Below are 26,751 nucleotides of genomic sequence, written 5' to 3'. Positions count from 1 at the left end.
GTTACCCGACGAACATCCAAAGTTGCTTGGCGCTAGCCTTGTCCAGCTTGTCAATGGCGGGAATTCGATAAAGATCGCCGAAAACGTCCTCTACCAGATAGCCACCAGCATCGACATTGCGGGGCCAGGCATCGAGCGCGGTTTGGAAGTCCCGGGGACCGGCTGCGGTTTCCACCTTCCAGGCACGAAGCTCGAAATCCGTTTTGATCTCGATAATCGCTGTCACGTCAAAGGTGAAGCTGCCGGCGGTAATTGCCTCGTTCAGAGCTTGGGCTGAGGCCTTGTCCAGCTCGGCCGGACTGGCGATGAAGGCGATTTCCTCGTTTTTGTCATTGCGCAGTGACAGGTAGTGCCCGGGCTCGCTGAGCGGAAAGCACTTAACGGGCCGCACGACGACGGCGTCCACGCCTTCGCGCCAGGCGGTCAGTCGGCCCGCACCGCAGGAGGCTAGTTGGAGGGGGGCGGTATGAGTGGTCATGGTTGTGTCCTTTTTTAGAAGCTTGTTTAGATCGCGAACTGCTCGTGCAGCTCGGTTTGCATGTCGTGTAGTTTGCGGTAAACGCCGTCTTCTAGCTCAAGCAGTTCTTGATGCGTGCCTTCTTCAACGAGCTGGCCATCTTTCATTACGAGCAGGCGGTCAGCCTGCTTGAGTGTGCTCAGGCGGTGGGCAATCGCGATCACCGTGCGTCCGCGGACGAGGTGGTTCAGCGCTTCCTGGATTTTCCGCTCGGTCTCGGTGTCGACGTTACTCGTGGCCTCGTCGAGGATGAGAATCTTCGGGTTGTGCAGGATGGCGCGCGCGATGGAAATGCGTTGGCGCTCCCCGCCGGAGAGCGTGTGCCCGCGCTCGCCGACCACGGTATCGTAACCCAGTGGCAAACGGCAGATGAAGTCGTGGGCGTTAGCCGCGCGGGAGGCGGCGATCACGTCCTCATAACTGGCGTCGCGCTGGCCGTAGCGGATGTTTTCCAACAACGAGCCGTGAAACAAGAACGACTCCTGCAGCACCATGCCGAGGTGGTGGCGGTAGCTGGAAATGTCCACTTCTGACAAGTCCCGGCCATCGACGAGCACCTTGCCACCCGTGGCTTGATAAAAGCCCGCAATGAGGTTGGTAATCGTGCTTTTGCCGGCACCCGAGGGGCCGACGAGGCCGATCATTTCACCCGGCTTGATGTGGAAATTAATATTCCGCAACGTTTCGTGGACGCCATCGTAGGAGAAGTTGACGTTGTCGACGACGATGTCGCCTTTGACGTCATCCACGTGGCTGCGTTCGCCGGAGAGGGCTGGATCGGGCTCGGTGTCCATGATCTCGAAAACACGGTGTGCCGAGCTGACCGCGCGGTTGAGCATGCGCGTAAGCTGCCCCAGCGTTTGCAGCGGCTGGAAGAACAAGCCCATATACATCAGGTAAGCGACGAAGGTGCCGATCGAGAGCGGTTGCCCCCATTCACCCATGACACGGGGCAGGGCGACGGCCCACACAATCAGCGTCACGAAGTGCACCGTGCCCATCAGCAAGGGCCAGAATTTCGTCCACACATCGTGCACGGACTTAAAGCTCTCGAAGGCCTTGTCATTGCGTTCGCCAAAGCGGTTTACCTCACGGCTTTCCTGGCCGAAGGCCTTGACTACGCGCATGCCCGGGATGGTGTCCGAGAGCACCGCGGTCACGTCCGACCACTTGCGCCAGGCCTTCAGGAAGTATTGGTTGATGTGCTTACTGTGGCGGTAAAACGCATACAGGTAGGCGGGGATTGGCAGCACCAGGATTAGGCCGAGCTGCCAGTCCATGCCGATCAGCATCGCGCCCAAGCCAATGAGCATGATGATCGCCAGCGTAGATTCCACCACACCGAAGGCAATGAAGTCCCACAGCCGGTCGGTATCCGAACTGACACGGCTGATGATGCTGCCCGTTTGCTTCTTGGAAAAGAAGGTCAGGCTCAGCTTTTGCAAGTGGCCGTAAAGATCGCGTCGCAAATCGTGCGCCACGTATTCGCCCAGGTAGGCCAGCCACTTGAGGCGGATCCACACGCAAACTTCGCGCACCAGATAAAGCACGGCCAGGGCGACAAGGATGATGACGCCCACCTTGCCCGCGGTTTCGCTGGTGATCTCCCCCGTGTCCAGCGGGTTGAGCACCTGATCGATCAGATACTTCGTCGCGTAAGGCGTGACGAGGTTGATCGCGGTATAGATCAGTGCGCAAACAAAGCCGATGATGACCTCCTTGCGGTAAGGCAACACGTAGCCCATGAGCCGCTTAATGATCTGAAACTGGTCCGACATGACCGAGGACTGCGAGTCCTTGATCTTGGCGCTGACAGCCTGCACATAGGCACGGTCGGCATCCTCAGGCGAGACGCTGTGCCCCTTGAGCTGCTGATCGACAACGAAGCGAATGTTCTCCATGGCCTGCTTTTGCCGGCGGGAGTAATTGACCTGCATCAGCGGCAGGCGCGAGTCGTTGCGCAGGAAGAGCAGGGCGCTGGAGCTAAGGCCGGGCAGCTCAGTGACGGCCTCGACCTCATTGCGCTTGATGCGGTCGGGATCGGTGTCGTTTTCCGAGGAAAAGTAAAATACCTCGTCATGCCCGAGCACCAGCCAGCCCTGCTGCAGCTTGCCCATCGCGTCGAGGTCGGCCAAGGCATACAGCAGCGGCCCGCGGCCGTTGTTCAGTGATTTTACCCGGTCGATGAGCGCTTTGGGGATTTGCGAAGGTTGGCCCGCGTATCGTTCGACGATCTGGCGGTCCATTTGGTGGCGTGATTGAGTCTCGGAGGACATGGCGTGCAGTCAGTTACAATGATTCAGCGTTCAGTTGGAAAATTAGAAAACAAAAAGGCCCGGGCTTAGTGAGTCCCGGGCGCGTGTCGCAGATGGATCGTTTACGATCAGTCGTTGCGGCGAAGACCCGGAGCGGCGAGAGCATTCATCGATGCGATAAGAATCATAAAACCGCAGTCGTTGGCTAGCTGTTGGCCGGAAATATGGTGCGGTGGATTCTTTATCATGGCTCTGGGTCCTTTCGTAAAAAATAAGAACATGGCGCAAAATTTTCCAGCGTCAACCCCTCTTTTTGTCACAGATTAATGACGCCGCTATAAAAGTGAAAATATTTTCCGTTCGCTAATTTCGGCGACGCGCTATAACCCTTTTCGCATGATTGACGCGTTGCCCAAAACACATCCCGCCACCGGCGAACAATACCTGAGCGTGCCGCTGCGAGGCCTGCCTCTGCTGCATCATCCGTTCCTCAACAAAGGTCTGGCTTTCACGGGGGAAGAGCGTTTTCAGCTGGGCTTGAAGGGCCTGCTACCATCCGCGGAGCGAACCATCGAGCTGCAACTCACCGATGTGATTGATGAGCTGGACCGCCAGCCGAGTGATCTCGATAAAAACATTTTCCTCAACAACCTCCTCGATCGCAATGAAACGCTGTTCTACCGCCTCGTGCAGGATCACGTGAGTGAGATGGTGCCGCTGATTTACACGCCGGTCGTCGGTGAAGCCATTGCCAATTACAGCCACAATTTTAACCAACCGCGCGGCATCTATCTGAGCTATCCCGACCGGGACCGGATGGAAGAGATACTCGACCACCGTGCCTTCGAGCACGTGGACGTCATTTGCGTGACGGACGGCGAGCGCATTCTCGGCCTGGGCGATGAAGGTGCCGGCGGCATCGGCATCACCGTGGGTAAACTCGCGCTCTACACGATTTGCGCTGGGGTGAACCCGAGCAGCTGCCTGCCTATCGGCCTTGATGTTGGCACGAATAACGAATCGTTGCTCAACGACCCGGAATACATTGGCTGGCGTCACGAGCGCGTGCGCGGCAAAGACTACGACGACTTTATTGCGCAGTTTGTCGACACCGTGAAGCGCAAGTTCCCGCACGTGTTTTTGCATTGGGAGGACTTCGGCAAAGCCAACGCGACGCGCATCTTAAATACCTATCGCCCTCAGTTGTGCACCTTTAACGACGATATTCAGGGCACCGGGGCAGTTGCGCTCTCGACTTTGCTTGCAGCGCTGAAAACAACCGGGCAGGACCTGAAAGATCAACGCGTGGCCTTCCTTGGCGGGGGCACGGCGGGCGTGGGCATCGCAGACAAAATCCGCCTGATGATGCAGCAGCAGGGCCTCTCCGAGGAGGAAGCCTACAGCCGATTTTTCCTCGTCGATATTAACGGCCTGTTGCAAGAAGGCCAAGACCTCGCAGACTTCCAGCAGCCTTACGCGAAGGCAGCCGGGACGCTCGACGAATGGGATGTTCAGGACAAGGCGAACATCACGCTGGCGGAGGTTGTGAAGCATGCGGCACCAACTGTGCTCTTTGGCGTGTCTTCACAAACGGGGGCCTTTACGGAGGCGATTATCCGCTCCATGGCCGATCGCACGGAGCGACCGATTGTCATGCCGCTGAGCAACCCGACCAGCAAGTGCGAGGCCGTGCCGCAGGACGTCATTAACTGGACAGAAGGCCGCGCCGTGGTTGCCACCGGCAGCCCGTTCGACGACGCGATTTATCAGGGCAAAACCATCCCTGTCACCCAGTGTAACAACGCGTTCATTTTCCCGGGTATCGGCCTGGGTGTCGTTGCCACGAAGCCGACCGCCGTCAGCGACGGGATGATCTTCGCGGCGGTCGAATGCCTGGCTGCGCATGCGCCATCTTTGGAAGACCCAACTGCGCGCCTGTTGCCGCCATTGGAGAAAGCCCGGGAAGTTTGCCACGCCATCGCGCTCGCCGTCGGTGCCAAGGCCTACGAGGAAGGGCTCGCTACGGTCGGCTCGGCCGACGAGCTGGAGTCACTCGTACGCGGTAAAATCTGGAACGCCGACTACCTGCCGTATCGTCCGGCGTAAAAGTGGTTTAGTCACTTGCAAGGTTTAGCGAAAGCATCAGCTTTACGATTCATGCCAGCTTGGATTCAGGTTTTGTTGATCCTTGGTCTCGCCCTCGCGGGTGCGATGGGCAGTGCGATCATGAATGAGCAACCGGCTCCAGCCGCTCTCAACACGGATGCCTGGATGCGCACGGCGGACGATGTTGCCAGCATGCCGGGTGTTATCTGGGTGGACGCGCGCAGGGCGGAAGTATTCGCGGCTGGTCACATTGATGGCGCGGTTAATGTTTCATTGGAAAATTGGGACGCCGGTCTGGGCGACCTGTTGACCGTTTGGATGCCCGGCGAAGTCGTGGTGGTTTATTGCGATGGAGAGGGATGCCAGCTTAGTCGCGAGACGGCTGAGAAACTCCGCACCGATTTGGCTGATGATCAAATCTACTGGCTGCAGGGAGGAATCGAAGCCTGGGAGGGGTACCAGCAGTGAAGTGGGTCTCGCACATACTTTGCCTTTTGGTCGGTGGGTTTTTCATCTGGACTGGGGTCGTGAAAATAGCGGTGCCGGTGGACTTTTTTCAGAACGTTTTAAACTACCAGCTTATCGGCGCTGACTTGTCCTGGTGGGTGGCAATGTTTCTCCCCTGGCTGGAAGTGTTTGCCGGGCTCGGCTTGATGCTGCCTGCAACGCGCAAAGGAGGCCTGTTTTGGCTCGCCGGCATGCTGGCGGTTTTCATTGTAGCGCTGTTGTCCGCACTAATGCGCGGCTTGGATATCGACTGTGGCTGCACGGGCGGCAGCGGAACGAGCGTCACCTTTGCACTGGTGCGCAATGGCTTCCTGCTTGCAGCGCTAGCCGGAGTATTTTTTATAGATAAATTATGTTTACGAAAAACCTCATGAAGCTTCAGGCGCTTATGGCGTGGTTGTTAATGGCACCCGGCCTTTGGGCGGCGCTTGAATTTGAAACGACCAGCGTAAACGGCGGCACGGTCGGCCACGAGCAGAAGCAGTTTGTGGCGAAATTCCCTTTTAAGAACACCGGTGACAGCACCATTAAAATTCTGTCGGCTAATTCCTCCTGCGGTTGCACGGTGCCCGCGTTGAGCAAGGACGTTTATGCGCCAGGTGAGTCCGGTGAAATCATGGCGACCTTCGACTTCGGTGCGCGCACGGGTCGCCAGCAAAAGAGCATTGCTGTCGTGACCGATGGCGAGCCGCAGCGGATTACGCTTCGCTTGTCAGTCACGATCCCGGAGATTCTGAGCATTCAGCCGCGTGTGGTTTTCTGGAATGTCGGTGCTGAAGAAATCGGCCCCAAGGAATTTCAAATTACCCTGGGTGAAGGCGTGGAAGGCGAAGTGAAGCTGGTCGGTGATCTGCCGGAGGATTTCGATATTTCATTGACCCCCGCCGCATCGGATGCCGCCGATTATACAGTGACGGTTTTGCCAAAGACCAGCCAGCCGGGCCGGGCGAAGTTTAAGGTCGGTGCCTTCGATGCTGAGGGAAATTTGATTGCTGATTCCTACTGCTTTGCGATCATCCGCGTAGCAAGGACTTCAAATATTTCGACGTCGGGCAATTCGCCTGCTCCGCCAGCCCCTTGACGTTACCCTGGTAAAGGATTTCGCCGCCATTTTCACCCCCTTGCGGCCCGATCTCGATCGCGTAATCGGCCTCGGCAATCAGGTCCAGATTGTGTTCGATCACAATCACGGAATGTCGCTGATCCACGAGACGATGGAGCAGCTCAATCAGACGTTGGCAATCGCTCAAATGCAGGCCAATCGTCGGCTCCTCAAGGATGTACAAATTGCGACGCAGGATGTTGCGCGACTTCTCCTTGAAGCTCGGCAACCCAGCCGCGAGCTCGCTGACCAGCTTTAGCCGCTGGGCCTCGCCACCGGAAAGCGTAGGGCTGCTTTGGCCAAGGGTTAAATAGCCGAGGCCGGTTTCTACCATCAGCTTCATGAGGTCGCTCAGGCGCGAATGGAACTCGAAAAATACCGCTGCTTCGTCGAAGGTCATTTCGAGCACATCAGCGATGTTTTTGCCGTTCCAATGCAAGTCGAGCAGCTCCTTGCCGTAGCGTTTGCCACCACACTCGTCGCATGGCTGGTAGCTGTTGGGAAGAAAGGCCATCTCCAGCTTGATGCGGCCAGCGCCCTTACATGTCTCACAGCGTCCGCCCTTGGTGTTGAAGGAAAATGCCCCCGGTGTGAGACCGCGCATACGTGCCTCGGGCAGCGTGGAGAATACATCGCGAATGATGTCGAACGCGCCAATATAAGTGGCGGGTGTCGAGCGCGGGGTCTTGCCGATGGGTGCCTGGTCGACCTCGATCACCTTACGGAATTCGTTGCCGTTAAAGAGCTCCTTGAATGGTGCATCGAGCGTCGAAAGTACCGATTTTTTGGGTAATGCCGTGGGCGTCAGCTTACGTTCATTTTTCTCGATGGCAGCATCGACGGCAGGATGCAGCAAGTCGCGGAGCAGGGTGCTTTTGCCCGCTCCGGATACGCCGGAAACCATGATCAACCGCTCCAACGGCAAGCGTAGTTCGCCGCCTTTGAGATTGCGCAATTTGGGTTCGCGCAAAACCAGCCAACTCGGCTCTTTTGCGCGAGAACGCGGCGTCCACTTTTTCGGTAGTTCGCGATAGCTGCCGCGCAGCGGATGGGGGATGCCGTCGCGCAGCAGGCGGCCGGTTAAGCTTTTTTCGGCCTTGGTAATTGTTGGGTAGTCGCCTTGAGCGAGCAACTGCCCACCGTTGACGCCGGCACCGGGCCCGAGGTCGATGATGTTGTCCGCCGCGCGCATAGTCTCGTCGTCATGCTCGACTACGAGCAGCGTGTTGCCCTGATCGCGCAGCTGTTTGAGCGACTTGATGAGGTCGTCGTTATCTCTGGCATGCAAGCCGATCGACGGCTCATCGAGCACGTAGAGCACACCAGCCAGATTGGACCCCAACTGTGCTGCCAGGCGGATGCGCTGAGCCTCGCCGCCGGAGAGCGTGGCGGTCGCGCGATCAAGCGTCAGGTAGCTAAGGCCCACGCGGTCCATGAAGCGCAGGCGTTCCTCGACTTCGGGAATGATCTCGGCCGCGATTTGCTTGCCGCGCTGATCGAGTTTGAGATTGGCCAAAATCGCGAGCGTCGCCGAGGGCGGCAGCGCCAACAGTTCGGGCAAAGAAATGGACTCTGCATTTTCGCCAAGCAGTTTGCGGGCCGTGGATTTCTTCACCGGAATACGGACTGCGCGTGCAATCGGGTGAAGGCGCTCGCCATGACAATCCGGGCAATCCTGGCCGCCTTCCACGTCGTCTGGAATTTCCTCGTAGTCCTCGTGTTCCAGCATCCATTCATGAATCACACCATGGCCGCGACAGGTCTCGCACCAGCCTTTGGGTGAGTTCCACGAGAAGTGCTTGGGGTCCAATTCGGGGAACGCCTCGCCGGTGGCCGGGTCCGTCCGACTAGTCGAAAACCAGGCCAGCGTGTTGCCGTCGTTAGTGAGCAGAAAACAGGAGCCTTTGCCGAGTTTGAGCGCTTCATCGAGCAGCGTGTTGGCTTTGTCCGCCCGCGCTTTGGTTTTGCCGAGATCCAGTGCGAGCTCGATATCGTGCTCCCGATAGCGGTCTAGTTTTTCAAACTTCGCCACCTCGACCAGTTGGCCGTCGCACCGCAGCAAATCATAGCCGTGGTCAGCCGCCCAATTGGCCAATGGTTGGTGGTGGCCCTTGCGCGAGCGAATCAACGGCGCACACAGGTAAAGCGCTTTGGCCTTCTTTGCCTCGGGGGAACTGACGGCATCGTTCAGGCGTTTTTTGATAGCCGTCAGGCTTTGCGCGGCAACGGGTTCACCCGTGGTCGGGCTGTGCTGGATGCCCACCTTGGCAAAGAGCAGGCGCAGGTATTGAGCGACTTCAGTAATGGTCGCCACTGTCGATTTGCGCGTGCCGCGGGTGATGCGCTGCTCGATCGCCACCGTGGGCGGAATGCCGCGCAGGTCGTCGATGTCGGGGCGTGGCAATTGCTCGACAAATTGGCGCGCATAGGACGACATCGACTCCATGAAACGGCGTTGGCCCTCGGCGAAAATGATGTCGAACGCGAGCGAGGATTTGCCCGACCCGGAGACGCCGGTCACGACGTTAAACACTCCGTGCGGGATGCGCACATCGAGGTTCTTTAAATTGTGCTCACGCGCGCCGGTGACAATGACAGCTCCTTCGCTGCGCAGAGTTGGGCTTGGTTCGGCGGCTTCTAGTGCCATACTTTGCACTGCAAAGTCGACAACCTTGTCGCTGCTGAATTCGAGCGCTTCCAGCAGGTAGGGGGCGGTTTCGGTTTTCTTTTTCGCAGCTTGATCGGGTGTGCCGGTAAAGACGACTTGGCCTCCCTTGTCGCCGGCTCCGGGCCCCATCTCGATCAGCCAATCGGCCGCGAAAATCATGTCGAGCTGGTGCTCGATCACGACCAGGCTATGCCCGTGATCCACAAGCTTTTGCAGCACGGCGATCAGGCGTTTCACATCGTCGCGGTGCAGACCGGTGGTCGGCTCATCGAGGAGTAGCAGCGCGGGCAGCTCTTTCTCCTGGTCGAAGCCACTCAGGTATTTAACCAGTTTCAAACGTTGGGATTCCCCACCGGATAGCGTGTTGAGGGGTTGGCCAAGTGGTAAGTAGCCAAGCCCCACATCTTGCAGTGCGGAGAGCTTGGGCTCGATCTTGCGTTGGCCCTTAAAGAATTGGCGCGCGTCGCTCACAGTGAGTGAAAGCACCTCGTGCACGGTCATCTCTTTCCAGCGAATCGCGAGCACCTCGGGCTTGAAGCGTTTGGATTCGCAAATCGGGCAGGGCACATAAACGTCCGAGAGAAACTGCATTTCCACGCGCTCAAAGCCGAGGCCCTGGCAATGTTCGCAACGACCCTGACCGGAGTTAAACGAAAAGTGCGACGCCGTGAGCCCTGCTTGGCGCGCCTGCTCCGTGGCGGCGAAAAGGTTGCGAATGCCGTCCCACGCATCAGCGAACAGCGCGGGATTGGAGCGCGGCGTTTTGCTGATTGGTGATTGGTCGACGAGCACGATGTCGCCAAATTGATCACCGCCGGTGATGCTCTTAAACTGCGCGGGGTCGTCACTTACTTTGCCGCGCAAAGTTAAAACACCCTGGTGGACCACATTGTTCAGCAGCGTGGATTTGCCGGAACCAGAAACGCCAGTCAGTGAAACAAAACGCCCGAGTGGGATGCTAACATCGACGCCATCAAGGTTGTGCTTGGTGGCGGCTTTGATTTGCAGTTGATTCTGCTTGCGGTTTACTTTGCGACGCAAAGTTGGTGGCTTGATCGACTCCGCGCCCGACAGGTATTTGCCGGTGATGCTTTCGGCTGCCGTGGCGATCTGCTTGGCCGGGCCCTGGTAAACGACGCGCCCGCCACCGCTGCCCGGCTGCGGCCCGATTTCAACCAACCAATCCGCTGCACGCATGACGCTCTCGTCGTGCTCGACGACGACCACGGTGTTGCCTTGCTCAGTGAGGTTGCGCAGGATGCGAATCAGGCGATCAATGTCGCGCGCGTGCAAGCCGATGGACGGCTCATCGAGCACGAAGAGTGTGTCGACCAAGGATGCGCCGAGGCAGGAAGTCAGGTTGACGCGTTGCGTTTCACCACCGGAAAGCGTGCGGCTCGTGCGGTCAAGCGTCAGGTATTCCAGACCGACTTGCGTCAGGTAATTGAGACGGGTCAAAATATTGTCTAACGCGAGTTGGGCGGGCTTGTTTTCCTCGTCGATTTCCGGCGACGATTGGATGAGGGCATGCAGCTCGCCAATGGGCATGCGGTAGAGATCGGGCAGCGTGTGTCCGCGCCATTTCCAGTTGAGTGCGGCGGGGACCAGGCGCGCGCCCTCACAGTCTGGGCAGGTCGTATAGGAGCGAAATCGCGAGAGAAATACGCGCACGTGCATTTTGTAGGTGTTGCCTTCGAGCCAATTGAAAAAGCGGCGCACGCCATACCAGGCTTTGGGCCATTCGCGGTCGCCCTCGCCATAGCCGGGCTCGCCATCCAGGACGAACTGGCGGTGCTCTTTGCTAAGTTCGTGCCAAGGAATATCCATGGGCACGCCGTGCGATTTTGCGGCTTTTTTGAGGTCGCGCAGGGACTCGCTGTAAACATCTCCCTGAAACGGCTTGATCGCACCTTCGGCCAAGCTGAGCGTTTCGTCGGGGACAACCAGACGGTAATCGATTTCGATTACGCGGCCAAAGCCCCGGCATCGCGGGCATGCACCCACGGGGGAGTTAAAGGAAAACAGGTTTGCCGTGGCGGGGTTAAATGTTTCGCCAGTTACGGGCGAGTGAAGGCCTTCGGTGAAGCGCTCCAAGTCAGTCGGTGCGTCGCCGTCCAACACGCCGAGCACCAGCTCGCCTTGACCGAATTTTAACGCCGTCGTGGCTGCGTCGATAAAGCGCGCACGCTGGTTTTGCGCGAGGCGTATCTTGTCCACAATGATGGTCAGCGTCGCGTCGTCAGGCAGCGTATTCGTGTCGAGTGTATCGAGGCGCGTAATGGCATTTCCATGGAGCACGCGCGTGAATCCCTGACTGCTGACGGAGTCAATAATCTGCTTCCATTTGAGCTTGCCGGGGCGCTGGACATCGAAGGCGACGAGGGCGCTGGCATCGGCGTGCGCCTTCAGAGCCTGCCGCCAAATGCTTTGCGGGTTGTCATCGTGGATGGGTTTGCCGGAGGCGGGATCGATAAGTTGGCTGACTTGGCCGAACCACACTTTGAAGTAGTCGCAAAGCTCGGTCATCGTGCCCACGGTCGAGCGCGAAGTCTTCACCGTGTTGCTTTGGCGAATCGCGATGGACGGCCGGATATTCTCGATCGAGTCGACCTTGGGGCGGTCGAGCATTTCGAGGAATTGGCGCGTGTAGGGCGAAAACGTTTCGACGTAGCGCCGCTGACCCTCGGCGTGGAGCGTATCGAATACCAGCGAACTTTTTCCCGCGCCACTGAGCCCCGTCACCACGATCAGCTTACCCAGTGGTAGGTCGAGGTCGACACCTTGCAGGTTGTTTTGGCGAGCGCCGCGCAGGCGGATCATGGATGCGTCGGGGATGGGCATATATGTGCACCATTTACCAGAAAGCCGAACGACGCAAGTCTGGGCAGTGAAATAATTTTTGCGGCCCGCTTAAAGCAGGTTGTCGGCGAGTCGTTCCTGGGGTTCCTGGGCGCTTTCTGCGGCAGGTGGATCAACCGGGGAGAACTCCGTTGCGAGCAGGAGCGGGGAGACGTCATCCAGGCCGACGCTCTTGATTGGTAGCGCGGATAAAACGCTGAGCAGGGAGCGTGCGGTGTCACTTTGCGGCTGCAGCAGCGAGGCGGCGTCGCGCCAGAATAGATCGCGCTGACGGCGATAGGCCTGCGTGAGCGGGTTGTCCGCGACGCGCTCCCAGTTTTGCACGCAGATCACCAAAGGTTCGCTTTCAAGCTTCTCGCAAAGCCTGCTATAAAAGCCGAGGGCATCGCTATCGAGCATCGCCACGGCTGAGGGAAAGAAAACCTGGGTTTCGCCAATGAACTGCAACAAGCCATCAAGCCCGTCAAAGTAGCGGTAGATTAAAACTTTGTCCACGCCAGCGCGTGCGGCGACGGCGTTGACCCCAAAACTCTGGAATCCTTCCTCCGCCAGAAGGTCGATTGCCGCGTCGACGATTCGCTTTTCGGTATGCTGGCGGTTTCGCTTCATGTGCGGATACTAGTTAACATAATATTCGGCGACAGTGTCAATCACCGCACTGGCCTAACTTTCATAAAAACTTGTTAAAATGGCTATTTAGGACACTGTGGAGCTCGTGGATACTGCAACTTCGGACACAGCGCTACGATTTTTTAAGGCAGGCGGGTTTAATCAACTTTGCCTGGAAAAAGCGGAAGACATCCGTCTGGTTCTAGACTTGGACGAGACGCTTTGGGTGGCGTCGAGTTGTCCGGTCAAGGGCTTGGATATCGACGAACGCACCCTGGCGCTGATCGATTCCGACACCGATGGGCGCATCCGCCCGCCCGAGATTAAGGGCGCGATTCGTTGGCTGAGCGAAGTGATGGCTGACTACAGCAGCCTGGTGGAAGGCCGGGACTGGATCGAGCTCGGGCAACTTAATGAAGCCGACGAAAGAGGGGCGGCATTAAAGAAATCTGCCCAGCGAATTCTGGCCAATCTCGGGCGACCGGAGTCGGAAAAAATCGCACTGGCGGACGCCTTGGATCGCAGCGGGATTTTTGCCCAGGTAAAGAGTAACGGTGATGGCGTGATCCCGGAAGAAGCCGCCGAGACAGAAGAGACCAAGCAAGTCATCCGCGACATTATTAAGACGATTGGTGGCGTGGCGGACCTGGGCGGTGCTCAGGGAGTTACCGCGGACAAAGTGAACGAGTTTTATAAGGCCGCGCAGGAATTTCTCGATTGGTGGGTCCAAGGCTACCCGGCGGACACGGTTCACCAACCGGGCTACGTGCCGCCAGTGAAGGAGTCGACCGAGTTGTCGCTCGAAGACGCCATCGAAAAAGGCAGCGAAGCCGAGGCTGCGGTTGAGGCCGATGCGGATACCCAGAAGCCTGCAGACCCGCAACTGCCAGAGCGTGATCCGGCGATTTTCCCGCTTGGAGCCGATACGCCTGCCGCCTACGGCGCGGTGGAGGCGCTGCGGGGGAAGATTAATGAATTTTTCGCGCAAAAACGCATCGCGGCATTTGATTCCAAGGCGGTGACGTTTTTGAATTTCCGCGAAAGCGACTTGATCGAGGGAGGCAAGCGTGATCAAGCCAGCTTGCAGGAAGTCATGCGTGAGTTGCCGCTGGCTCATGTGTCGGCGGACGCGGATTTGCCGCTGGAGCAAGGCGTGAACCCCGTCTATGCCGATGCTTTGCTCGCGCTGAAACTACGCGCAGTGAGGCCGTTACTCGGCGATTTGGACAAGCTAACGCCCACCACTTGGTCTGAGCTACAGGACAAACTCCAAGGCTATGCCAACTGGATTAACGCCAAGAAAGGCGCGGCGGTGGAAAGCCTGGGTGCCGCGCGTTTGGGCGCAATTCTGAGCGGGCCGGAAAAGGCGGCCATTGAGGCGCTGATTCAGGTGGACTCCGCGCTGGCGGGCGAGATCAAAGCCGTCGAGGAGGTGGAGAAGCTGCTGCGTTATCACCGCGATTTGTTCCGTTTGCTCAACAACGTGATCAGTTTTCCGGAGTTTTACGACACCGACAAGCAGGCGATTTTTCAGACCGGTTCGTTGATTATCGACGGTTGCGAGCTGACGATGTGCGTGGAGGTCATTGATAAGGTCGCGCACCCGGTCATTGCGGAAAAGTCCGGCATCTACCTGGTTTATCTGGAAGCGAAGCGCAAGGACCAGCCAGCGCCGATTAATGTGTGTGCCGCCGTGACCAGTCGCAGCGCTGGGCGTATTTCTGTTGGCAAGAACGGCGTGTTTTACGACCGCAAGGGGCGCGACTGGGATGCGAAGGTGACCAAGGTGATCGTGAACCCAATCAGCCTGCGTGAGGCCGCCTGGGCACCGTTTCGGGCGATTGGCGACTTGATCACCTCGCAGATTGAGAAGATCACACAGTCGCGACAAAAGGCGATTGAGAAGGAAATCTCCAGTAGCCTAACGGCGATGGACCAGAACGTCGCGCAACAACCGCCCAAGGAGACTGAAACCAAGAGCAGCGGCGGCGGTATGGGCATGGGCGGTATGCTCGCTGGCGGCGGTGTTGCGATTGCGGCTTTGTCGTCCTCTTTCGCCTACATCGCCCAACAAGTGCGCAATCTGCCGGATATCTACTTCGTTTATACGGCGCTGCTGATTATTTTCTTCGTCGTCGCGCCATCCGTGCTGCTAGGCTTTTTCAAGTTGCGCGCGCGCGACATCGGGATGATTCTGGAGGCCTCGGGCTGGGCGATCAATGGCCGCATGCGCATAAATTTAAAGCTCGCGCATGATCTAACCCATGTGGGCAAGTTCCCCAAGGGCTCGACCCGTGTCCACTATGAATACCTGAGCGAGGACGGGCGTACGCGCCGCCGTCGCTTTTGGGCGTGGTTCGCGCTCGGCTCCATCCTGATTGGTGGATCCCTGTGGTGGTTTACCTACGAATACAGTGCGACGCGGGCCCGTAATTCCGACCAAGCGCCGGTAGTGGTACCCGTGGTGGAAGAGGCCGCGAAATAGGCCAAAAAAACGTCGCCCACTGTTGAAGTCGGGCGACGTTTGAAATGCTTTAGGTTTGGAGGCGCTTACTTTTTGCGAGCACGACGGGAGGGCTTTTCGTCTTCTTCCTCATCCTCGTCGTCTTCGTCTTCATCCTCGTCGCCGAGGTCATCATCGCCATCTTCGTCGAAGCCTTCTTCGTCCTCTTCTTCCTCGTCGTCGTCTTCGTCCCACTTCATCGTCTCGTCTTCCTCGATCTTTTCGTCTTCTTCGTCGAGGTCGGGGAACGATTCTTCGATGTCTTCATCGTTACTGGAGGAGTCTTCGTCGCCGTCGAGTTCGTAGCCTTCGGGCACGTACTCGAGGATGTCGAGCAGCTCGCGGAAGCAGTGGACGGCGCGGCCTTCCATGAAGTCGGCGTTTTGCTCTTCACGAATGTCGTCTTCCAGCTCTTCGATGGTGAACTTCTGTTCGAACTCAATGAGGTCGTTCAGTAGTTTCACGCGTAAAGCGGTAACGTGGTCGATACAGTCGGCAAATGGACCTTTTTCTTCGTCGATGACGTCGGGCAGGGCGAAGAGGAGCTCTTCGGACTCGAAGAGGCTTTCGTTCGTCCGCACCAGGCGCAGACGATGGTCATCCATTTTCTTATCAATACGGAACTTGAAAAATGCGTCTTCGAATACGGACGGTTGGAAGTCGTAGTCGCGCAGGGGATCGAGCAAGTCCATGATGTGTCCGACCTGACGTGGGTCGATGATGCTGAGACCATCGACGTCCCAATGGACTTCGTCGCTGATTTCTTCGACCCACCAGTTCATGTCTTCGCCCAGTCGGACGATGCACCACTCAAGTTTTGGAGCTGATTTAGGCATGTTGTTCTAGAGAAACGGGTTTCGTGATAGCTTAGGGTTTTTCGCTAATTTAAAAAGGGACGTTGAGAGAGTTTTGCCCGTCGTCAAGGATTGATGGAGATATTTTTCGCATTCCAAGTTAAAAGTGGACAGGTGGGGGATTTTTCTTGAGCTTACGGGCTGTCAGAGAATCTGCTATTTTCATCATGGGAGACTTTTACGAGAAACTGGTGCGACCCTATTTATTCCGGGGCGACCCGGAGGAAGCGCACGATCGCGCTATTGGCTGGCTGCGCATGCTTTCGGGCATGGGGCCCGCATTGCGTATCATGGAAGCCTATAATCGGCCGGCACGCAGTGAGCCTTTAGAACTTTTTGGCCTTACTTTTCCCAATCCCGTGGGTTTGGCGGCCGGGTTTGATAAAAACGCCCACTGCTGGCAGGCTATGGCTGCCCTGGGCTTCGGCCACGTGGAAATTGGCACCGTGACCAAGCTGGAGCAGCCCGGCAACCAAAAGCCGCGCGTATTCCGCTACCCACAGCATGAGGCGCTGATCAACCGTATGGGCTTCCCCAATGACGGCGCAGAAGCCGTGGCCAAGCGCCTTTCGAAGGCACCTTCGTCGCGCAAGCGCCGTATCCCGCTAGGTATTAATATCGGTAAAAGCCGCGTTACGCCCATCGATCAAGCCGTTGGGGATTATCTGGCCTCTTACGAGAAGCTGGCGGACTACGCGGATTATTTCACGATTAATGTCAGCAGCCCGAATACCCAGGATCTGCGTCAATTGCAGGAAAAACACCTGTTGAGCGACCTGGTCGGCGCGGTGATCGCCGCCGACCGCGAGCGCGCGCGCAAGCTTGGCAAGGGGCGTATTCCGATTCTCGTTAAAATCGCACCAGATCTGACTTACCGCCAAATTGACGACATTCTCGCCGCCGCTATCGATGTGGGCGCAGACGGCCTCATTGCGACGAATACACTGATCGAGCGTCCGGTCGACCTCGGTGACAAAGACCAGACCGGCGGCCTCAGTGGCGCGCCGATCCACCAGCGCGCCGTGAACATCGTCAACTACATCTACCGCAGCGTCGGCGACAAGCTGCCGATCATCGGCGTAGGAGGCATTCATGACGAGCGCACAGCGGGTAACTTCTTTGATGCCGGTGCCAAGATGATTCAGGTCTACACGGGCATGGTTTATCGTGGCCCGTTTTTCGCAAAGGACTTGGCGCAGGGCTTCAGCTGGCGCAATCGCGACTGGGTGTAGGCGGGGTGCATGCGTTAAAGTGAGCCAATTAAAGAGGAAATTCGCTTTGCAGCGGTCATTAGGCTATGGTTTTCCTCTTTAACCCATTCATTGGCTCACTTGACCGCCCCAAATGTTGCATAAATGCAACAGCAGAAGCTTTGACCTGCGCCTGTTGCGGGCTATCAGTCATTCTAAAGCCACAAGCACTATGCCCGAAGAAAATTCGCCCGAACCGTCCGAAGAAGAGCTCCAGCGCGTGATCGAATACGCCGCTGCCAACCAGGAATTTCGCGATCGCCTGGAGGCCGAGATCTTCGACGACTTGGAAGAGGAAATGGAATATGACCTTGAGGACCTCTTCGAGGAGCAGCATGCGGGAAAGGTCGGCAAGCCGTTGCCCAGCGCTGAGGATCGCAAGAAATTCCGCGCATTCTATTTTAAGGAACTTCGCCGCCTCCAGATCGAGCTGGTACGCCTACAGGACTGGGTGATGAAGACCGGCTATAAGCTAGTGGTCATTTTCGAAGGCCGGGACGCAGCTGGCAAGGGTGGGGTGATCAAACGCATCACGCAGCGCACGAATCCCCGTGTCTGCCGCACCGTGGCCCTCCCGGCACCCACCGAGCGCGAGAAGACGCAGTGGTATTTTCAGCGCTATGTGCCACATTTGCCAGCCGCTGGCGAGATTGTGCTCTTTGACCGGAGCTGGTATAACCGCAGTGGCGTGGAGCGCGTTATGGGCTTTAGTAGCGAGGAGCAGGTGGAGCAGTATTTCAACGACGTACCCCACTTCGAGGAAATGCTGGTCAATTCCGGCATCAAGCTGATCAAATACTGGTTCTCCATCACCGACGAGGAGCAAGAGTTTCGCTTCCAATGCCGCATCACGGATCCGCTCAAGCAGTGGAAGCTCAGCCCGATGGATTTGCAGTCCCGCATCCGCTGGGAAGACTACACCGCGGCGAAAGAGGAAACCTTCGCCCGGACGAATTTTGACTTTGCGCCCTGGAACGTCGTTAGCGCGATCGACAAGAAACGCGCCCGCCTCAACTGCATCAGCCACCTGCTGCAACAGGTGCCCTACGAGCGCGTGGATAAGGAGCCCATCGTGCTGCCGGAGCGCGTCCACCACGCCAGTTACCAGCGCCACCCGGTGCCTAAGAGCATGTTCGTCCCACAGGTTTACTAGGGCTAACGGACATTCATTTTGTATCTTGATTGCTGCAAATACTGCCCCAACGGGGCTACGCAAGATGTCGTTTTTGCGCAATCCCGTTGGGATAGGCAATGTACGTATTCGTATTCCCAGGGTAGGCGTTCAGCCGCTCTGCGGCCTCAAGCCAACCCTGGGCTATGGTTGCGTAGCCCCGTTGGGGCAAATTTGCTGAAAGTTGAATGTCCGTTGGCCCTAGAGCCTATCCAGCCAATCTCTCAACAATAAGCCCCGGCAGTGACGCCGGGGCTTTCTTGATGGTATATGGATTATGGCTGAAAAATTAGCGGCGAGCGGGGATGAAGTTCTCATTGCCCTGCAACTGGGCCTGATATGACCAGCGACGCATGTCGGACAATTGTTCTTTATTGAGTAACTCCACGCTGCCATCAAGGTTGCCGACGACGGCATGGCCCTCATAACGCAGATGGTTGTAACCCATTACCGAGGGGTCCGACTCATCGTAGGTGTCACCCAGCCAGGAATTGCGCAGGCCATTGGGGGGAGCCACGCGGAAGTAGCCCTTGTACGGAGCGCCAATGGCCTCATCCGAGTCGATCTTTGACCACGCGGATGCGACCACAATCTGCTGGCTGGGATTGGGTGATTGTGCAATCGTAGTCAGCGCGACAGGGAAGTCTTCCTGCGTGTAACGACCAGCACCAAAGTAGCCGCCGATATACTCCTGGTTCAGACCAAAGGATGGGGAAATCGAAATTTCGTAAACATCATTGTCTTTAATCAGCTTTTCCAAGTGCTCTTGAGACGGTCCCGGATAAAATACGCGCAAATCCTCGACGTAGGGAAGTAAGCGGAAGACATAGCGCTCAGCTGCCTGGCGTTGGGTGATCGCAATGCCGTTATAGTCCAAAACACTGTTTGACTGTAAGTAGCCTTGGCTTGGAACGGAGGCCAGCAATCGGCCATTGTGATCATTGGCGTATAATTGATAAGCGTTGACGATTTGGCGCGCGGACGTGATGTCGTTCGTCTTGTAGGCGCTTTCGCGAACCTTGCCGACGGATGCCACCGTAATGGCCCCGAGAATCCCAACCACGCTAACCGAGACAAGGAGTTCGATCAAGGTGAACGCTTTGTTAATACTATGCTTTTTCATCATTAGTTCAGGCTGATTTTAAGGTTCATGAACTGGGGATTGTTAGCATCGAAAGGGGTGAGAGAGCGCACGACGACCTGCTGAGTGCCGTCGTCATTAGTGTGCAGCACCTCTGGCTCCGAGACGTAGGGGCCGCCCGGATCGGAGTTACTATGCCAGCTTTCAAGGTCTGTGCTGACGCAGACATCATAGACCAAATCCTCGGCAGCAATCTGCTGCGAAAAGGTGAGCGTAGGGTAGAGCACGCCGTCGATCTCAACTAGTGCCTGAGAAAATCTCTTCTCCTGAATGCCGGATTCCGGATTGGAGCCGATGGCATATTCCATGGCATTGATCAGGCCATCTTTATCGTAGTCATTCGAGGCTGCCCAATCGGACGCACTGATGCCGCCGCCGTGGTTGGACTCAAATGATACCTGCCGCCAAACGCCATATTCTTTGGTGGCGAGGATGGCTCGGATTTCCAGATTGTCCGTGACGCTCAATACCAGAGGATTGTCGGTCGACTCGCCAAATGGGCCTACCCATTTCACGAAAACAAAGCTTGGGCTCGGGCTAACTTCAATAGTGACCGTTTCACCGTCATTATAGATCAGCTTTTCCGGCGTTCGGTTGATCGTGCCAAACAGTAGGCCAAAGGGGACATTGGTGTCGACGCTCACACCAAAACCGCTCAATTGCTGCTGGAAGGTTTCGTTGGTATCCAGTTGGGCTTCAATAATACTGGAGTGAATCAGCTCGTAAGAGAACTGGATGTAGTAATCTGCTATAGTAATGCCGCTGACATCCCACTCCCAAGCGGTAAAGATGTTACCGTTACTGTCGGAGGATTCAATGGCGGCGGTTACGGGGAATGCTGCTTCTTCCCATGCGCCGTTTTCATCGGACCGGTAAAAAAGTTTGATTGATGAAAAGTCCGGCAAGCTCTGGCTGCCGCTCAATGTCATCGTCTGAAACAGGATTTCGCCCGGGTCATAGAGCGGGTTGTCGTAAACCTTGAATGCTGTGGGTTCTCCGAAGCTGTAGATGCCGTTACTGGATGTAATGAAGGCACCCGGTGCTCCATACTGCCCCATGCGCGCGTTGAGATTGCCGCCACGAAAAGGGTGGTTGACCTCAAATTCTCCCAAACCGGCATATGGCGGCTCGGCGTCGGTATAGCCGACGTCAAAACCATCCCAGTAGGCGAAGTTGGCGTCGTCGTCACCGAGACGATAGGTCGGCTCTAGAAACTGCGCTGACAAGCTAGTTGTCAGGCATAGGGCGAAAATGGAGAAATTAAGCTTCATTGTTATGATAAAAAGCAAAGTAGCCCGCCAACGGATTGGCATCCGTCAGCGGGCAGTTTTTCTTGCTTGGCTTTAACTAACGTCTCTGACGACGCATCAAAATCAGGGCACCACAGGCTATGCCTGCCATCAGCGCATAGGTGGAAGGTTCGGGAACCACTTGAAAAGTGTCACCTTGGTTGAGCTGCATTTCGTAATTGCCGTTATGCACGACACTAGTCCAATTGATCGTGAAGTCGGAAATTGGATCAACAATGCCAGATAGGTCCCATTGGTAACCGAAAATAGTTGAGTTGGAGCCCATGCCGCTGAAGTCACCGCCGACAACAAATGTATTGATAGCGGCCAGAGCCTGAGAGCCTCCATTGTAGCTCAATGTCGGCGCTACCATCATACCGCCAACAGCATCTGATTGGAAAACAACGGTCTCCAGATTGGCCAGCGGGCTGTTCTCGGTAATGAAGAATGAGCCGGGAGTATCGAAATTGTAGATCGAATCAGTGCCGGGGTAGCCACCAGTACCGGCAACCTTGTCAAAGGTGGCCGTTCCGCTATTCGGAGAAACCGGAGTGGACCATCCTGCTGTGTTTGTGCCGAAGTTGTTGTATCCTTCGCCTACGGTTAGCGTCGAGCTGTTCATATCGGACCAGACAGATTGAGTCGAGTTACCCGGTAGATTGATGTCCAGTGCTGCCGTGGCGGCGGTAGCCGCGCCAAGTGTGGCCAGTGTGAGTATCGCTTGCTTGTTCATTGTTAGGTTATTTGGAATTATTCTAATTCTAAAGGATTGGGATTCAGTCTCAATTTGTTCTCAAAAAGAGACGCCCAACGGCGAGGCAGGGCGCTCCCAAAAGTTGTTACAGGCCGGCGGCCAGCTCTCTCCAGTCCTCGCGCTCGGGTATGCCGGGCTTGCGGGCACCAAAGAATTGAGCGATGATCTCGCCTTCGGCGTCGTAGAGTTCGACGGCGTTCACGTCGCCATCGACGGTTGGCTTGACGACGTGCCAGCTACTGGCGATGCCGCTTTCCTTCAGGTGGAGGTTAAAGTCGGGGTCGAGGACGTTGAACCAGTCTTCGAAGATGACCAACTTGCTAACCGTGCCGGTGTGGATCTGGATCGCCGAGTCGTTGCCGACGAATACCATGATCGGCATTTCCTTGTCGCGGGCCTGTTCGAGCACGCGGCGGGCGGCATCGTTTTCCAGGCGACGGGTAAATTTGCCTTCGCCAATTTCCATGGCTTGCAGACGGCTAACCTTGTTTTTGGCCATCAGCATGAAGAAGTCGTGCGTGTCCTTGAGCTCTTCCCAGCCCTTGAGAAACTTGGCCTTGCGCTCTTCGTCAACCGGCTGCGGTGCTTCCTTGGCTGGGGCAGTTTCGATGGCGAGCTCCGGGTTTTGGTCTTCGTGGCGATATTTCGCAACGAGCTCGTCGTAAACGCTCATCTTTGACTCTTCTTTCGGGTAAACCTTGTGAATGGCCACACCGTAGCGGTCAAAGAACTGAATGGACTTCATTTCCTGGCCGCGGCTTTGCGCGGTGACAGCGAAGGCGAATGCCCAGTCGGCGAAAAAGAAGCGCAGGTCGATGTCTTTACCGACGACGAGGCCGATTTTGCCGTTGTGAGAGGAAATTTGCTCGTAGCACCCCTTGCGCTCGTGGACGCAGTAGTCATTGCGGGTCAGCACCATGACGCGGCCCAGCGGCTTGAGCTCTTCAATAAAGCCGATCCAGCTTTCGGCGTTCAGGCGGACGGATTCGCAACCGCAGTCAGCGGAAACCAGTTCGCATTCGGTGACGCCAAGGCGGTCCGCGAAATCGCGCATACGCAGCTTGGGCTCGGCTTCTTTCAGCTCGGCGTAACGCTCGGCAAGTGTGGGTGTGGAAGTGCTCATTGAAAAATAAATGTTCGCAAACAAGTGAGAACGAGTCCCATCAGCTAAAAAATGCTTGCCCGCGTCAACACGAAAAAGCAACTTTTTGAAATTATGTCTCAATTTCATGCTATTCGAATCCAATTCAGCCTGATCCTCGCGGTCACGCTCACGGCCATTTCGCTGCAAGCGGAATCCAAGAACCGGATTGTCACCGTGGGCGGTGCCGCGACGGAGATCGTATTTGCGCTGGGTTCCGGCGATGACGTGGTCGCGGTTGACCTTTCCAGCCAGTATCCGGCGGCGGTCCGCGACCTGCCACAGGTCGGTTACATTCGCAACATTACGCCGGAGGGTATCATGTCGATGCGTCCGAGTCTCATTGTCGCTACCGAGACGCTTGGGCCGCCAGCCGCCAAGAAAATGCTCAAGCAAATGGGTGCACCGATCGTCTGGATTCCCGAGCCCAACAGCGTAGAAGCGCTGGAGCAGGGCCTGACTGACATTGGCCAGAAGCTCGGCAAAACCGAACAGGCAAACGAAATTATCGCCGAGGTTAAGGCCTCCATCGCCGCTACCCAGGAAGCCGCAAGCGCCTGGAGCAGCAAGCCGACTGCGGTGTTCTTCATCACTCCGCCCACCGGCGCAGGTGGTGGACGTGCCGGTGGCGAGGGGACACGGTCGGATGAGCTCATTTCATTGGCTGGTGGCGCGAATGCGGTCGAGTTCAAGAACTTCCAGGGCATGTCGATCGAATCGCTGATCAAGACCGATCCCGACGTTATTTTTGTCGGTGTTTCCGACAGCCATGGTGCTTCACCAGAAAGCGTGGAAGCCATGAAAACGCTGCCTGGGTTGGCCAACACCAAGGCGGTGAAAAACGGAACAATCTACGCAGTGCCGATGGATGATCTGTCTTTCGGGCCGCGCCTGGGAGAAGCAGTTAACCGCTGGAGTAGTCATTTGGCCACTGCCGCCAATTAAGCCTTTGCCAAAGCCAAACTGCACGTTCTAGCTAGCTGACATGCCACTGCGCATTCCTGCCAAGCGCCGTATTTATATACTGGCCGCCCTAGTCGTTCTCATGCTCGCGATTGGGGTGGCGGCGCTTGATATAGGCCCCCTCGACACGACCTGTGGCGAGGTATTCACGGTCTTGAAAGACCGCTTGCTGTTCGCGGCGGCGGATGATCGTACCTGGGCCGATCCGACCATCTGGAATCTTCGCTTCCCGCGCATCGTAATGGCGATGCTGGTTGGGGCGGGGCTGGCGGTCGCGGGCGCGCTGATGCAGGGTCTGTTTCGCAACCCTTTGGCGGACCCAGGGCTGATTGGTGTCTCCAGCGGCTCGGCGATGGGCGCGGTGGTGTCGATTATCGTGATGCCGTATTTTGGGCTTAGTGGTGACTGGCTGGTCTATGCCGCGACGCCGATCTGCGCTATGGCAGGCGGGGTTGGCATCACGTTTCTTATTTATCAACTGTCACGCGTGGGCGGTCGTATTCATGTTGCCTCCATGCTTCTGACCGGCATTGCGATTAACGCCATTGGCGGCGCCCTGATCGGTCTGGCGGTGACGCGGATTGCGACGGCGGATCAACTGCAGTCCTTTACGTTTTGGAGCCTGGGCAGCCTCAATGGCGTCATGTGGCCGGTCGTGGGCATTACCGCGCTGGTGCTGTTGCCTTGTCTGGGCCTGTCGCTCGCGCTGGGCAAGCCGCTCAATGCATTTCTGTTCGGTGAGCTGGAGGCCTATCACCTCGGCGTGGACGTCCCCAAGGTCAAGCGTATCGCCATCGTGGTCAGTGCGCTGATGGTCGGCGTGACGGTCGGCTTCACGGGTGGCATTGGCTTTGTCGGGCTGGTGGCACCGCACATTATCCGCCTGGGCTTCGGGCCGGACCATCGTTTTTTGCTACCGGCGAGCGCGCTGTGCGGGGCCATTCTTCTGCTAATCGCCGACTCGCTGGCGCGCACGATTGTGTCCCCGGCAGAGCTGCAGATCGGCATCCTCACGGCGCTGATCGGCGGACCATTCTTCCTGATGCTCTTGCTGAAATCACGAAAGGAGATGAGTATTTAGCCATGCTGCGCGCGGAAAAAGTTTCCATGTCCTACGGTCGCCACACGGTGGTGGACAACGTTTCGGTAGACGTCGAGCCGGGCAAGGTGATCGCCATTTTGGGCCCAAATGGTGCGGGCAAGACCTCGCTCTTTCGCCTGCTCAGCGGCAGCGTATCGCCCGAGACCGGCAAGGTAACGCTCGACGGCAAACCGCTGAAAGACTACAGCGCGGACGCCTTGGCGCGCCGTCGCTCGGTGCTGCCGCAGACCTCGCAACTGGGCTTTAATTTTACCGTGCGCGAAGTCGTTGAAATGGGGCGTCTGCCGCACGCCAAGGCTGATGTGAGCATGGACGAAGAAAAGGTGGTCGACCTCGCCATGGAGTGGGCCGACATCACGAATTTCGCGAACCGGCATTATCTGAGCCTGTCCGGCGGTGAGCGTCAGCGCGTGCAGCTTGCGCGCTGCCTGGCGCAGGTTTGGCCGGGCGACGGCGCGGCGAAGGAAACGTCCTACCTGCTACTCGACGAGCCAACGAACAACCTCGACATTTCGCACCAGCACACTTGCCTGCGGGAAGCCCGCCGCCTGGCGGACAAAGGCGTTGGCGTGGCCTGCATCCTCCACGATTTCAACCTCGCACTGGCTTATGCCGATAGTTGTGTGGTGATTTACGATGGCATGGTCCGCGCCAGTGGCCCCGTGGTAAAAGCCCTTTCGCCCGAGGTGGTTAGCGATGTTTTCGGCGTCAAAGCGACGCTCATCGAGCAAGACGGTCAGCGCGTTCTGGCGACCTTGCCGAAGTAAATTAACCTTAGCGGCTACGCTTAATACCGCGCTATGCCGGGCTCGATTTCGCGGGCCCAGGCATCGATGCCGCCGGCGATACTCGTGGCGGTTTCAACTCCCTTGGAACGTAAGAAGTGGGCGGCCTTCAGGCTGCGCATGCCGTGGTGGCAGTAAACGAGCAGCGGTTGCTTGGCGTCGAGCTCGGTGTAGCGCTCGGGAAGTTCGCCGAGTGGGATGACGCGGGCACCGTCGATCTTGCAGATCGCGACCTCGAAGTCCTCGCGGACGTCGAGCAAGGCGGGCGGGTTCTCGTGCTGGAGCAAGCTGTGCGCATCTTGAACGGTAACTTCCATGGGGGACTCTTCTGCCGGAGTTTCCGGCTCGGCGCAAGACCACTCGTAGGTGTCCGCCTTGATTTCTGTAATCGCGGGGGCCTCACCACAAAGCGGGCACTGCGGATCGGGCTTGAGCTTGAGTGTGCGGTGGCGCTGAGCCAGGCTGTCAACGACCAGCAGGCGGCCCTGTAAGCTCTCGCCAATGCCCACGATGCGCTTGATCGCCTCCATTGCCTGGTAGCTGCCGATTACGCCGCATAGCGCGCCGAAGACACCAGCCTCCTCACAATTGGGCACCGTGCCGGGCTCCGGCATTTGCGGGAACAGGCAACGGTAGCAAGGGCCACCAGCACGCGGTTCAAAAAGCGAGACCTGCCCCTCGAACTGGAATACGCTGCCATAAACCAGCGGCTTGCCGGCGAAGAATGCGGCGTCGTTATTTAAGTAACGCGTGGGGAAATTGTCTGTGCCGTCAACGATGACGTCGTACTGGCTAAAGAGGTCCACCGCGTTGTCGGCCTGGACACCCTCAGGATGGGGGATTAATTGGATACCCGGGTTGATGGCGCGCAGGCTCTCCATACCCGATTCCAGTTTGGAGCGGCCGGAATCGGCGTCACCATGCAGGATTTGGCGCTGGAGATTATGCGGCTCGACGGCGTCGAATTCCGCCAGCCCCAAGGTGCCGATGCCCGCTGCCGCCAAGTAGAGTGAAGCCGGGCTGCCCAGACCGCCGAGGCCGACTATTAGCACGCGGGCCTTGGCCAGCTTTTCCTGGCCTTCGAGGCCGACTTGAGGCAGGCGCACGTGGCGCGAGTAACGGGAAATTTGCTCCGGTGTCAGGGACATGCCTGACAGAGAATCGCCCGCGGCTCA

The 26,751-nt window shown here is 57.3% G+C and carries 20 protein-coding genes; 10 read left to right on the top strand and 10 right to left on the bottom strand.

Features of this window, described 5'->3' with window-relative positions:
- Position 1: 1 nt before the first annotated feature.
- Entirely contained in the window at positions 2–478 is a 477-nt protein-coding gene (locus tag O3S85_RS05295) for a DUF1854 domain-containing protein (RefSeq protein ID WP_269538741.1), read from the bottom strand.
- Between the two features lie 26 nt (positions 479–504).
- Complete coding sequence (locus tag O3S85_RS05290) at positions 505–2,793, bottom strand: ABC transporter ATP-binding protein (RefSeq protein WP_269538740.1); 2,289 nt, start codon at positions 2,791–2,793, stop codon at positions 505–507.
- A 375-nt stretch (positions 2,794–3,168) separates the two neighbouring features.
- Between O3S85_RS05290 and O3S85_RS05285 the strand changes: the two genes are divergently transcribed.
- The 4 genes from O3S85_RS05285 to O3S85_RS05270 are packed head-to-tail and all read left to right on the top strand — an operon-like array spanning position 3,169 to position 6,466.
- A complete protein-coding gene (locus tag O3S85_RS05285) occupies positions 3,169–4,878 on the top strand; it encodes an NAD-dependent malic enzyme (protein WP_269538739.1) in 1,710 nt (569 codons plus the stop codon).
- A 51-nt stretch (positions 4,879–4,929) separates the two neighbouring features.
- Positions 4,930–5,346 (top strand): rhodanese-like domain-containing protein, encoded by a 417-nt coding sequence (locus O3S85_RS05280; RefSeq protein WP_269538738.1) that lies wholly within the window; start codon positions 4,930–4,932, stop codon positions 5,344–5,346.
- Positions 5,343–5,759: a MauE/DoxX family redox-associated membrane protein gene (locus O3S85_RS05275; RefSeq protein ID WP_269538736.1), complete on the top strand. Its 417-nt coding sequence runs from the start codon at positions 5,343–5,345 to the stop codon at positions 5,757–5,759. The genes O3S85_RS05280 and O3S85_RS05275 overlap by 4 nt, the downstream gene beginning before the upstream one ends.
- Positions 5,738–6,466, top strand: a complete 729-nt coding sequence (locus O3S85_RS05270; RefSeq protein ID WP_269538734.1) for a DUF1573 domain-containing protein — start codon at positions 5,738–5,740, stop codon at positions 6,464–6,466. Before O3S85_RS05275 ends, O3S85_RS05270 begins: the two co-directional genes overlap by 22 nt.
- On the opposite strand, the gene uvrA is transcribed toward O3S85_RS05270, so the two are convergent.
- Together uvrA and O3S85_RS05260 are read right to left on the bottom strand one after the other, a co-directional pair.
- Entirely contained in the window at positions 6,399–11,996 is a 5,598-nt protein-coding gene (gene uvrA / locus O3S85_RS05265; protein ID WP_269538732.1) for an excinuclease ABC subunit UvrA, read from the bottom strand. The two genes, O3S85_RS05270 and uvrA, sit on opposite strands and share 68 nt — an antisense overlap.
- A gap of 69 nt (positions 11,997–12,065) precedes the next feature.
- Positions 12,066–12,623 (bottom strand): TetR/AcrR family transcriptional regulator, encoded by a 558-nt coding sequence (locus O3S85_RS05260; protein WP_269538730.1) that lies wholly within the window; start codon positions 12,621–12,623, stop codon positions 12,066–12,068.
- A 106-nt stretch (positions 12,624–12,729) separates the two neighbouring features.
- Here O3S85_RS05260 and O3S85_RS05255 point away from each other — a divergent pair, with 106 nt between their 5' ends.
- Entirely contained in the window at positions 12,730–15,108 is a 2,379-nt protein-coding gene (locus O3S85_RS05255) for a hypothetical protein (protein WP_269538727.1), read from the top strand.
- Between the two features lie 65 nt (positions 15,109–15,173).
- On the opposite strand, the gene O3S85_RS05250 is transcribed toward O3S85_RS05255, so the two are convergent.
- Positions 15,174–15,962 (bottom strand): hypothetical protein, encoded by a 789-nt coding sequence (locus O3S85_RS05250; protein ID WP_269538725.1) that lies wholly within the window; start codon positions 15,960–15,962, stop codon positions 15,174–15,176.
- Between the two features lie 185 nt (positions 15,963–16,147).
- Between O3S85_RS05250 and O3S85_RS05245 the strand changes: the two genes are divergently transcribed.
- Both O3S85_RS05245 and ppk2 read left to right on the top strand, forming a co-directional pair.
- Complete coding sequence (locus O3S85_RS05245; RefSeq protein ID WP_269538724.1) at positions 16,148–17,212, top strand: quinone-dependent dihydroorotate dehydrogenase; 1,065 nt, start codon at positions 16,148–16,150, stop codon at positions 17,210–17,212.
- A 316-nt stretch (positions 17,213–17,528) separates the two neighbouring features.
- A complete protein-coding gene (ppk2, locus tag O3S85_RS05240; protein WP_343218941.1) occupies positions 17,529–18,383 on the top strand; it encodes a polyphosphate kinase 2 in 855 nt (284 codons plus the stop codon).
- 307 nt (positions 18,384–18,690) lie between these two features.
- Here ppk2 and O3S85_RS05235 read toward each other — a convergent pair whose 3' ends face one another.
- The 4 genes from O3S85_RS05235 to O3S85_RS05220 all read right to left on the bottom strand — a co-directional run bounded on the left by O3S85_RS05235 (position 18,691) and on the right by O3S85_RS05220 (position 22,708).
- Complete coding sequence (locus tag O3S85_RS05235; protein ID WP_269539058.1) at positions 18,691–19,524, bottom strand: type II secretion system protein; 834 nt, start codon at positions 19,522–19,524, stop codon at positions 18,691–18,693.
- A 2-nt stretch (positions 19,525–19,526) separates the two neighbouring features.
- Positions 19,527–20,813 carry a hypothetical protein gene (locus O3S85_RS05230; protein WP_269538722.1) on the bottom strand — a complete coding sequence of 429 codons (1,287 nt, stop codon included), beginning with the start codon at positions 20,811–20,813 and terminating at the stop codon, positions 19,527–19,529.
- 76 nt (positions 20,814–20,889) lie between these two features.
- Positions 20,890–21,564 (bottom strand): PEP-CTERM sorting domain-containing protein, encoded by a 675-nt coding sequence (locus O3S85_RS05225; RefSeq protein WP_269538721.1) that lies wholly within the window; start codon positions 21,562–21,564, stop codon positions 20,890–20,892.
- 106 nt (positions 21,565–21,670) lie between these two features.
- Positions 21,671–22,708, bottom strand: a complete 1,038-nt coding sequence (locus tag O3S85_RS05220) for a hemin-degrading factor (protein WP_269538719.1) — start codon at positions 22,706–22,708, stop codon at positions 21,671–21,673.
- Between the two features lie 93 nt (positions 22,709–22,801).
- Between O3S85_RS05220 and O3S85_RS05215 the strand changes: the two genes are divergently transcribed.
- Genes O3S85_RS05215 through O3S85_RS05205 form a run of 3 tightly spaced genes read left to right on the top strand, consistent with a single transcriptional unit; the run spans position 22,802 to position 25,558 of the window.
- Entirely contained in the window at positions 22,802–23,671 is an 870-nt protein-coding gene (locus O3S85_RS05215) for a heme/hemin ABC transporter substrate-binding protein (RefSeq protein ID WP_269538718.1), read from the top strand.
- A gap of 40 nt (positions 23,672–23,711) precedes the next feature.
- Positions 23,712–24,770 (top strand): FecCD family ABC transporter permease, encoded by a 1,059-nt coding sequence (locus tag O3S85_RS05210; RefSeq protein ID WP_269538717.1) that lies wholly within the window; start codon positions 23,712–23,714, stop codon positions 24,768–24,770.
- A 2-nt stretch (positions 24,771–24,772) separates the two neighbouring features.
- The gene (locus O3S85_RS05205; protein WP_269538715.1) at positions 24,773–25,558 is read left to right on the top strand and encodes a heme ABC transporter ATP-binding protein; all 786 of its coding nucleotides are present in this window, start codon (positions 24,773–24,775) and stop codon (positions 25,556–25,558) included.
- 20 nt (positions 25,559–25,578) lie between these two features.
- Here O3S85_RS05205 and moeB read toward each other — a convergent pair whose 3' ends face one another.
- On the bottom strand, positions 25,579–26,724 hold the full coding sequence (gene moeB / locus O3S85_RS05200; RefSeq protein WP_269538714.1) for a molybdopterin-synthase adenylyltransferase MoeB: 1,146 nt from the start codon (positions 26,722–26,724) through the stop codon (positions 25,579–25,581).
- Between the last annotated feature and the right edge of the window lie 27 nt (positions 26,725–26,751).

The sequence above is a fragment of the Cerasicoccus sp. TK19100 genome, assembly GCF_027257155.1.
GTDB lineage: Bacteria > Verrucomicrobiota > Verrucomicrobiia > Opitutales > Cerasicoccaceae > Cerasicoccus > Cerasicoccus fimbriatus.
This window is presented reverse-complemented; position numbering and strand designations above follow the sequence as displayed.

Bases quoted from the DNA above. Each gene is read 5' to 3' on its own strand.
- O3S85_RS05290 (WP_269538740.1), bottom strand. From the start codon at position 2,793: ATGTCCTCCGAGACTCAATCACGCCACCAAATGGACCGCCAGATCGTC.
- O3S85_RS05235 (WP_269539058.1), bottom strand. From the start codon at position 19,524: ATGAAAAAGCATAGTATTAACAAAGCGTTCACCTTGATCGAACTCCTT.
- O3S85_RS05260 (WP_269538730.1), bottom strand. From the start codon at position 12,623: ATGAAGCGAAACCGCCAGCATACCGAAAAGCGAATCGTCGACGCGGCA.
- moeB (WP_269538714.1), bottom strand. From the start codon at position 26,724: ATGTCCCTGACACCGGAGCAAATTTCCCGTTACTCGCGCCACGTGCGC.
- O3S85_RS05220 (WP_269538719.1), bottom strand. From the start codon at position 22,708: ATGAGCACTTCCACACCCACACTTGCCGAGCGTTACGCCGAGCTGAAA.
- ppk2 (WP_343218941.1), top strand. From the start codon at position 17,529: ATGGAATATGACCTTGAGGACCTCTTCGAGGAGCAGCATGCGGGAAAG.
- O3S85_RS05225 (WP_269538721.1), bottom strand. From the start codon at position 21,564: ATGAACAAGCAAGCGATACTCACACTGGCCACACTTGGCGCGGCTACC.
- O3S85_RS05280 (WP_269538738.1), top strand. From the start codon at position 4,930: ATGCCAGCTTGGATTCAGGTTTTGTTGATCCTTGGTCTCGCCCTCGCG.
- uvrA (WP_269538732.1), bottom strand. From the start codon at position 11,996: ATGCCCATCCCCGACGCATCCATGATCCGCCTGCGCGGCGCTCGCCAA.
- O3S85_RS05215 (WP_269538718.1), top strand. From the start codon at position 22,802: ATGTCTCAATTTCATGCTATTCGAATCCAATTCAGCCTGATCCTCGCG.
- O3S85_RS05230 (WP_269538722.1), bottom strand. From the start codon at position 20,813: ATGAAGCTTAATTTCTCCATTTTCGCCCTATGCCTGACAACTAGCTTG.
- O3S85_RS05270 (WP_269538734.1), top strand. From the start codon at position 5,738: ATGTTTACGAAAAACCTCATGAAGCTTCAGGCGCTTATGGCGTGGTTG.
- O3S85_RS05210 (WP_269538717.1), top strand. From the start codon at position 23,712: ATGCCACTGCGCATTCCTGCCAAGCGCCGTATTTATATACTGGCCGCC.
- O3S85_RS05285 (WP_269538739.1), top strand. From the start codon at position 3,169: ATGATTGACGCGTTGCCCAAAACACATCCCGCCACCGGCGAACAATAC.
- O3S85_RS05295 (WP_269538741.1), bottom strand. From the start codon at position 478: ATGACCACTCATACCGCCCCCCTCCAACTAGCCTCCTGCGGTGCGGGC.
- O3S85_RS05205 (WP_269538715.1), top strand. From the start codon at position 24,773: ATGCTGCGCGCGGAAAAAGTTTCCATGTCCTACGGTCGCCACACGGTG.
- O3S85_RS05250 (WP_269538725.1), bottom strand. From the start codon at position 15,962: ATGCCTAAATCAGCTCCAAAACTTGAGTGGTGCATCGTCCGACTGGGC.
- O3S85_RS05245 (WP_269538724.1), top strand. From the start codon at position 16,148: ATGGGAGACTTTTACGAGAAACTGGTGCGACCCTATTTATTCCGGGGC.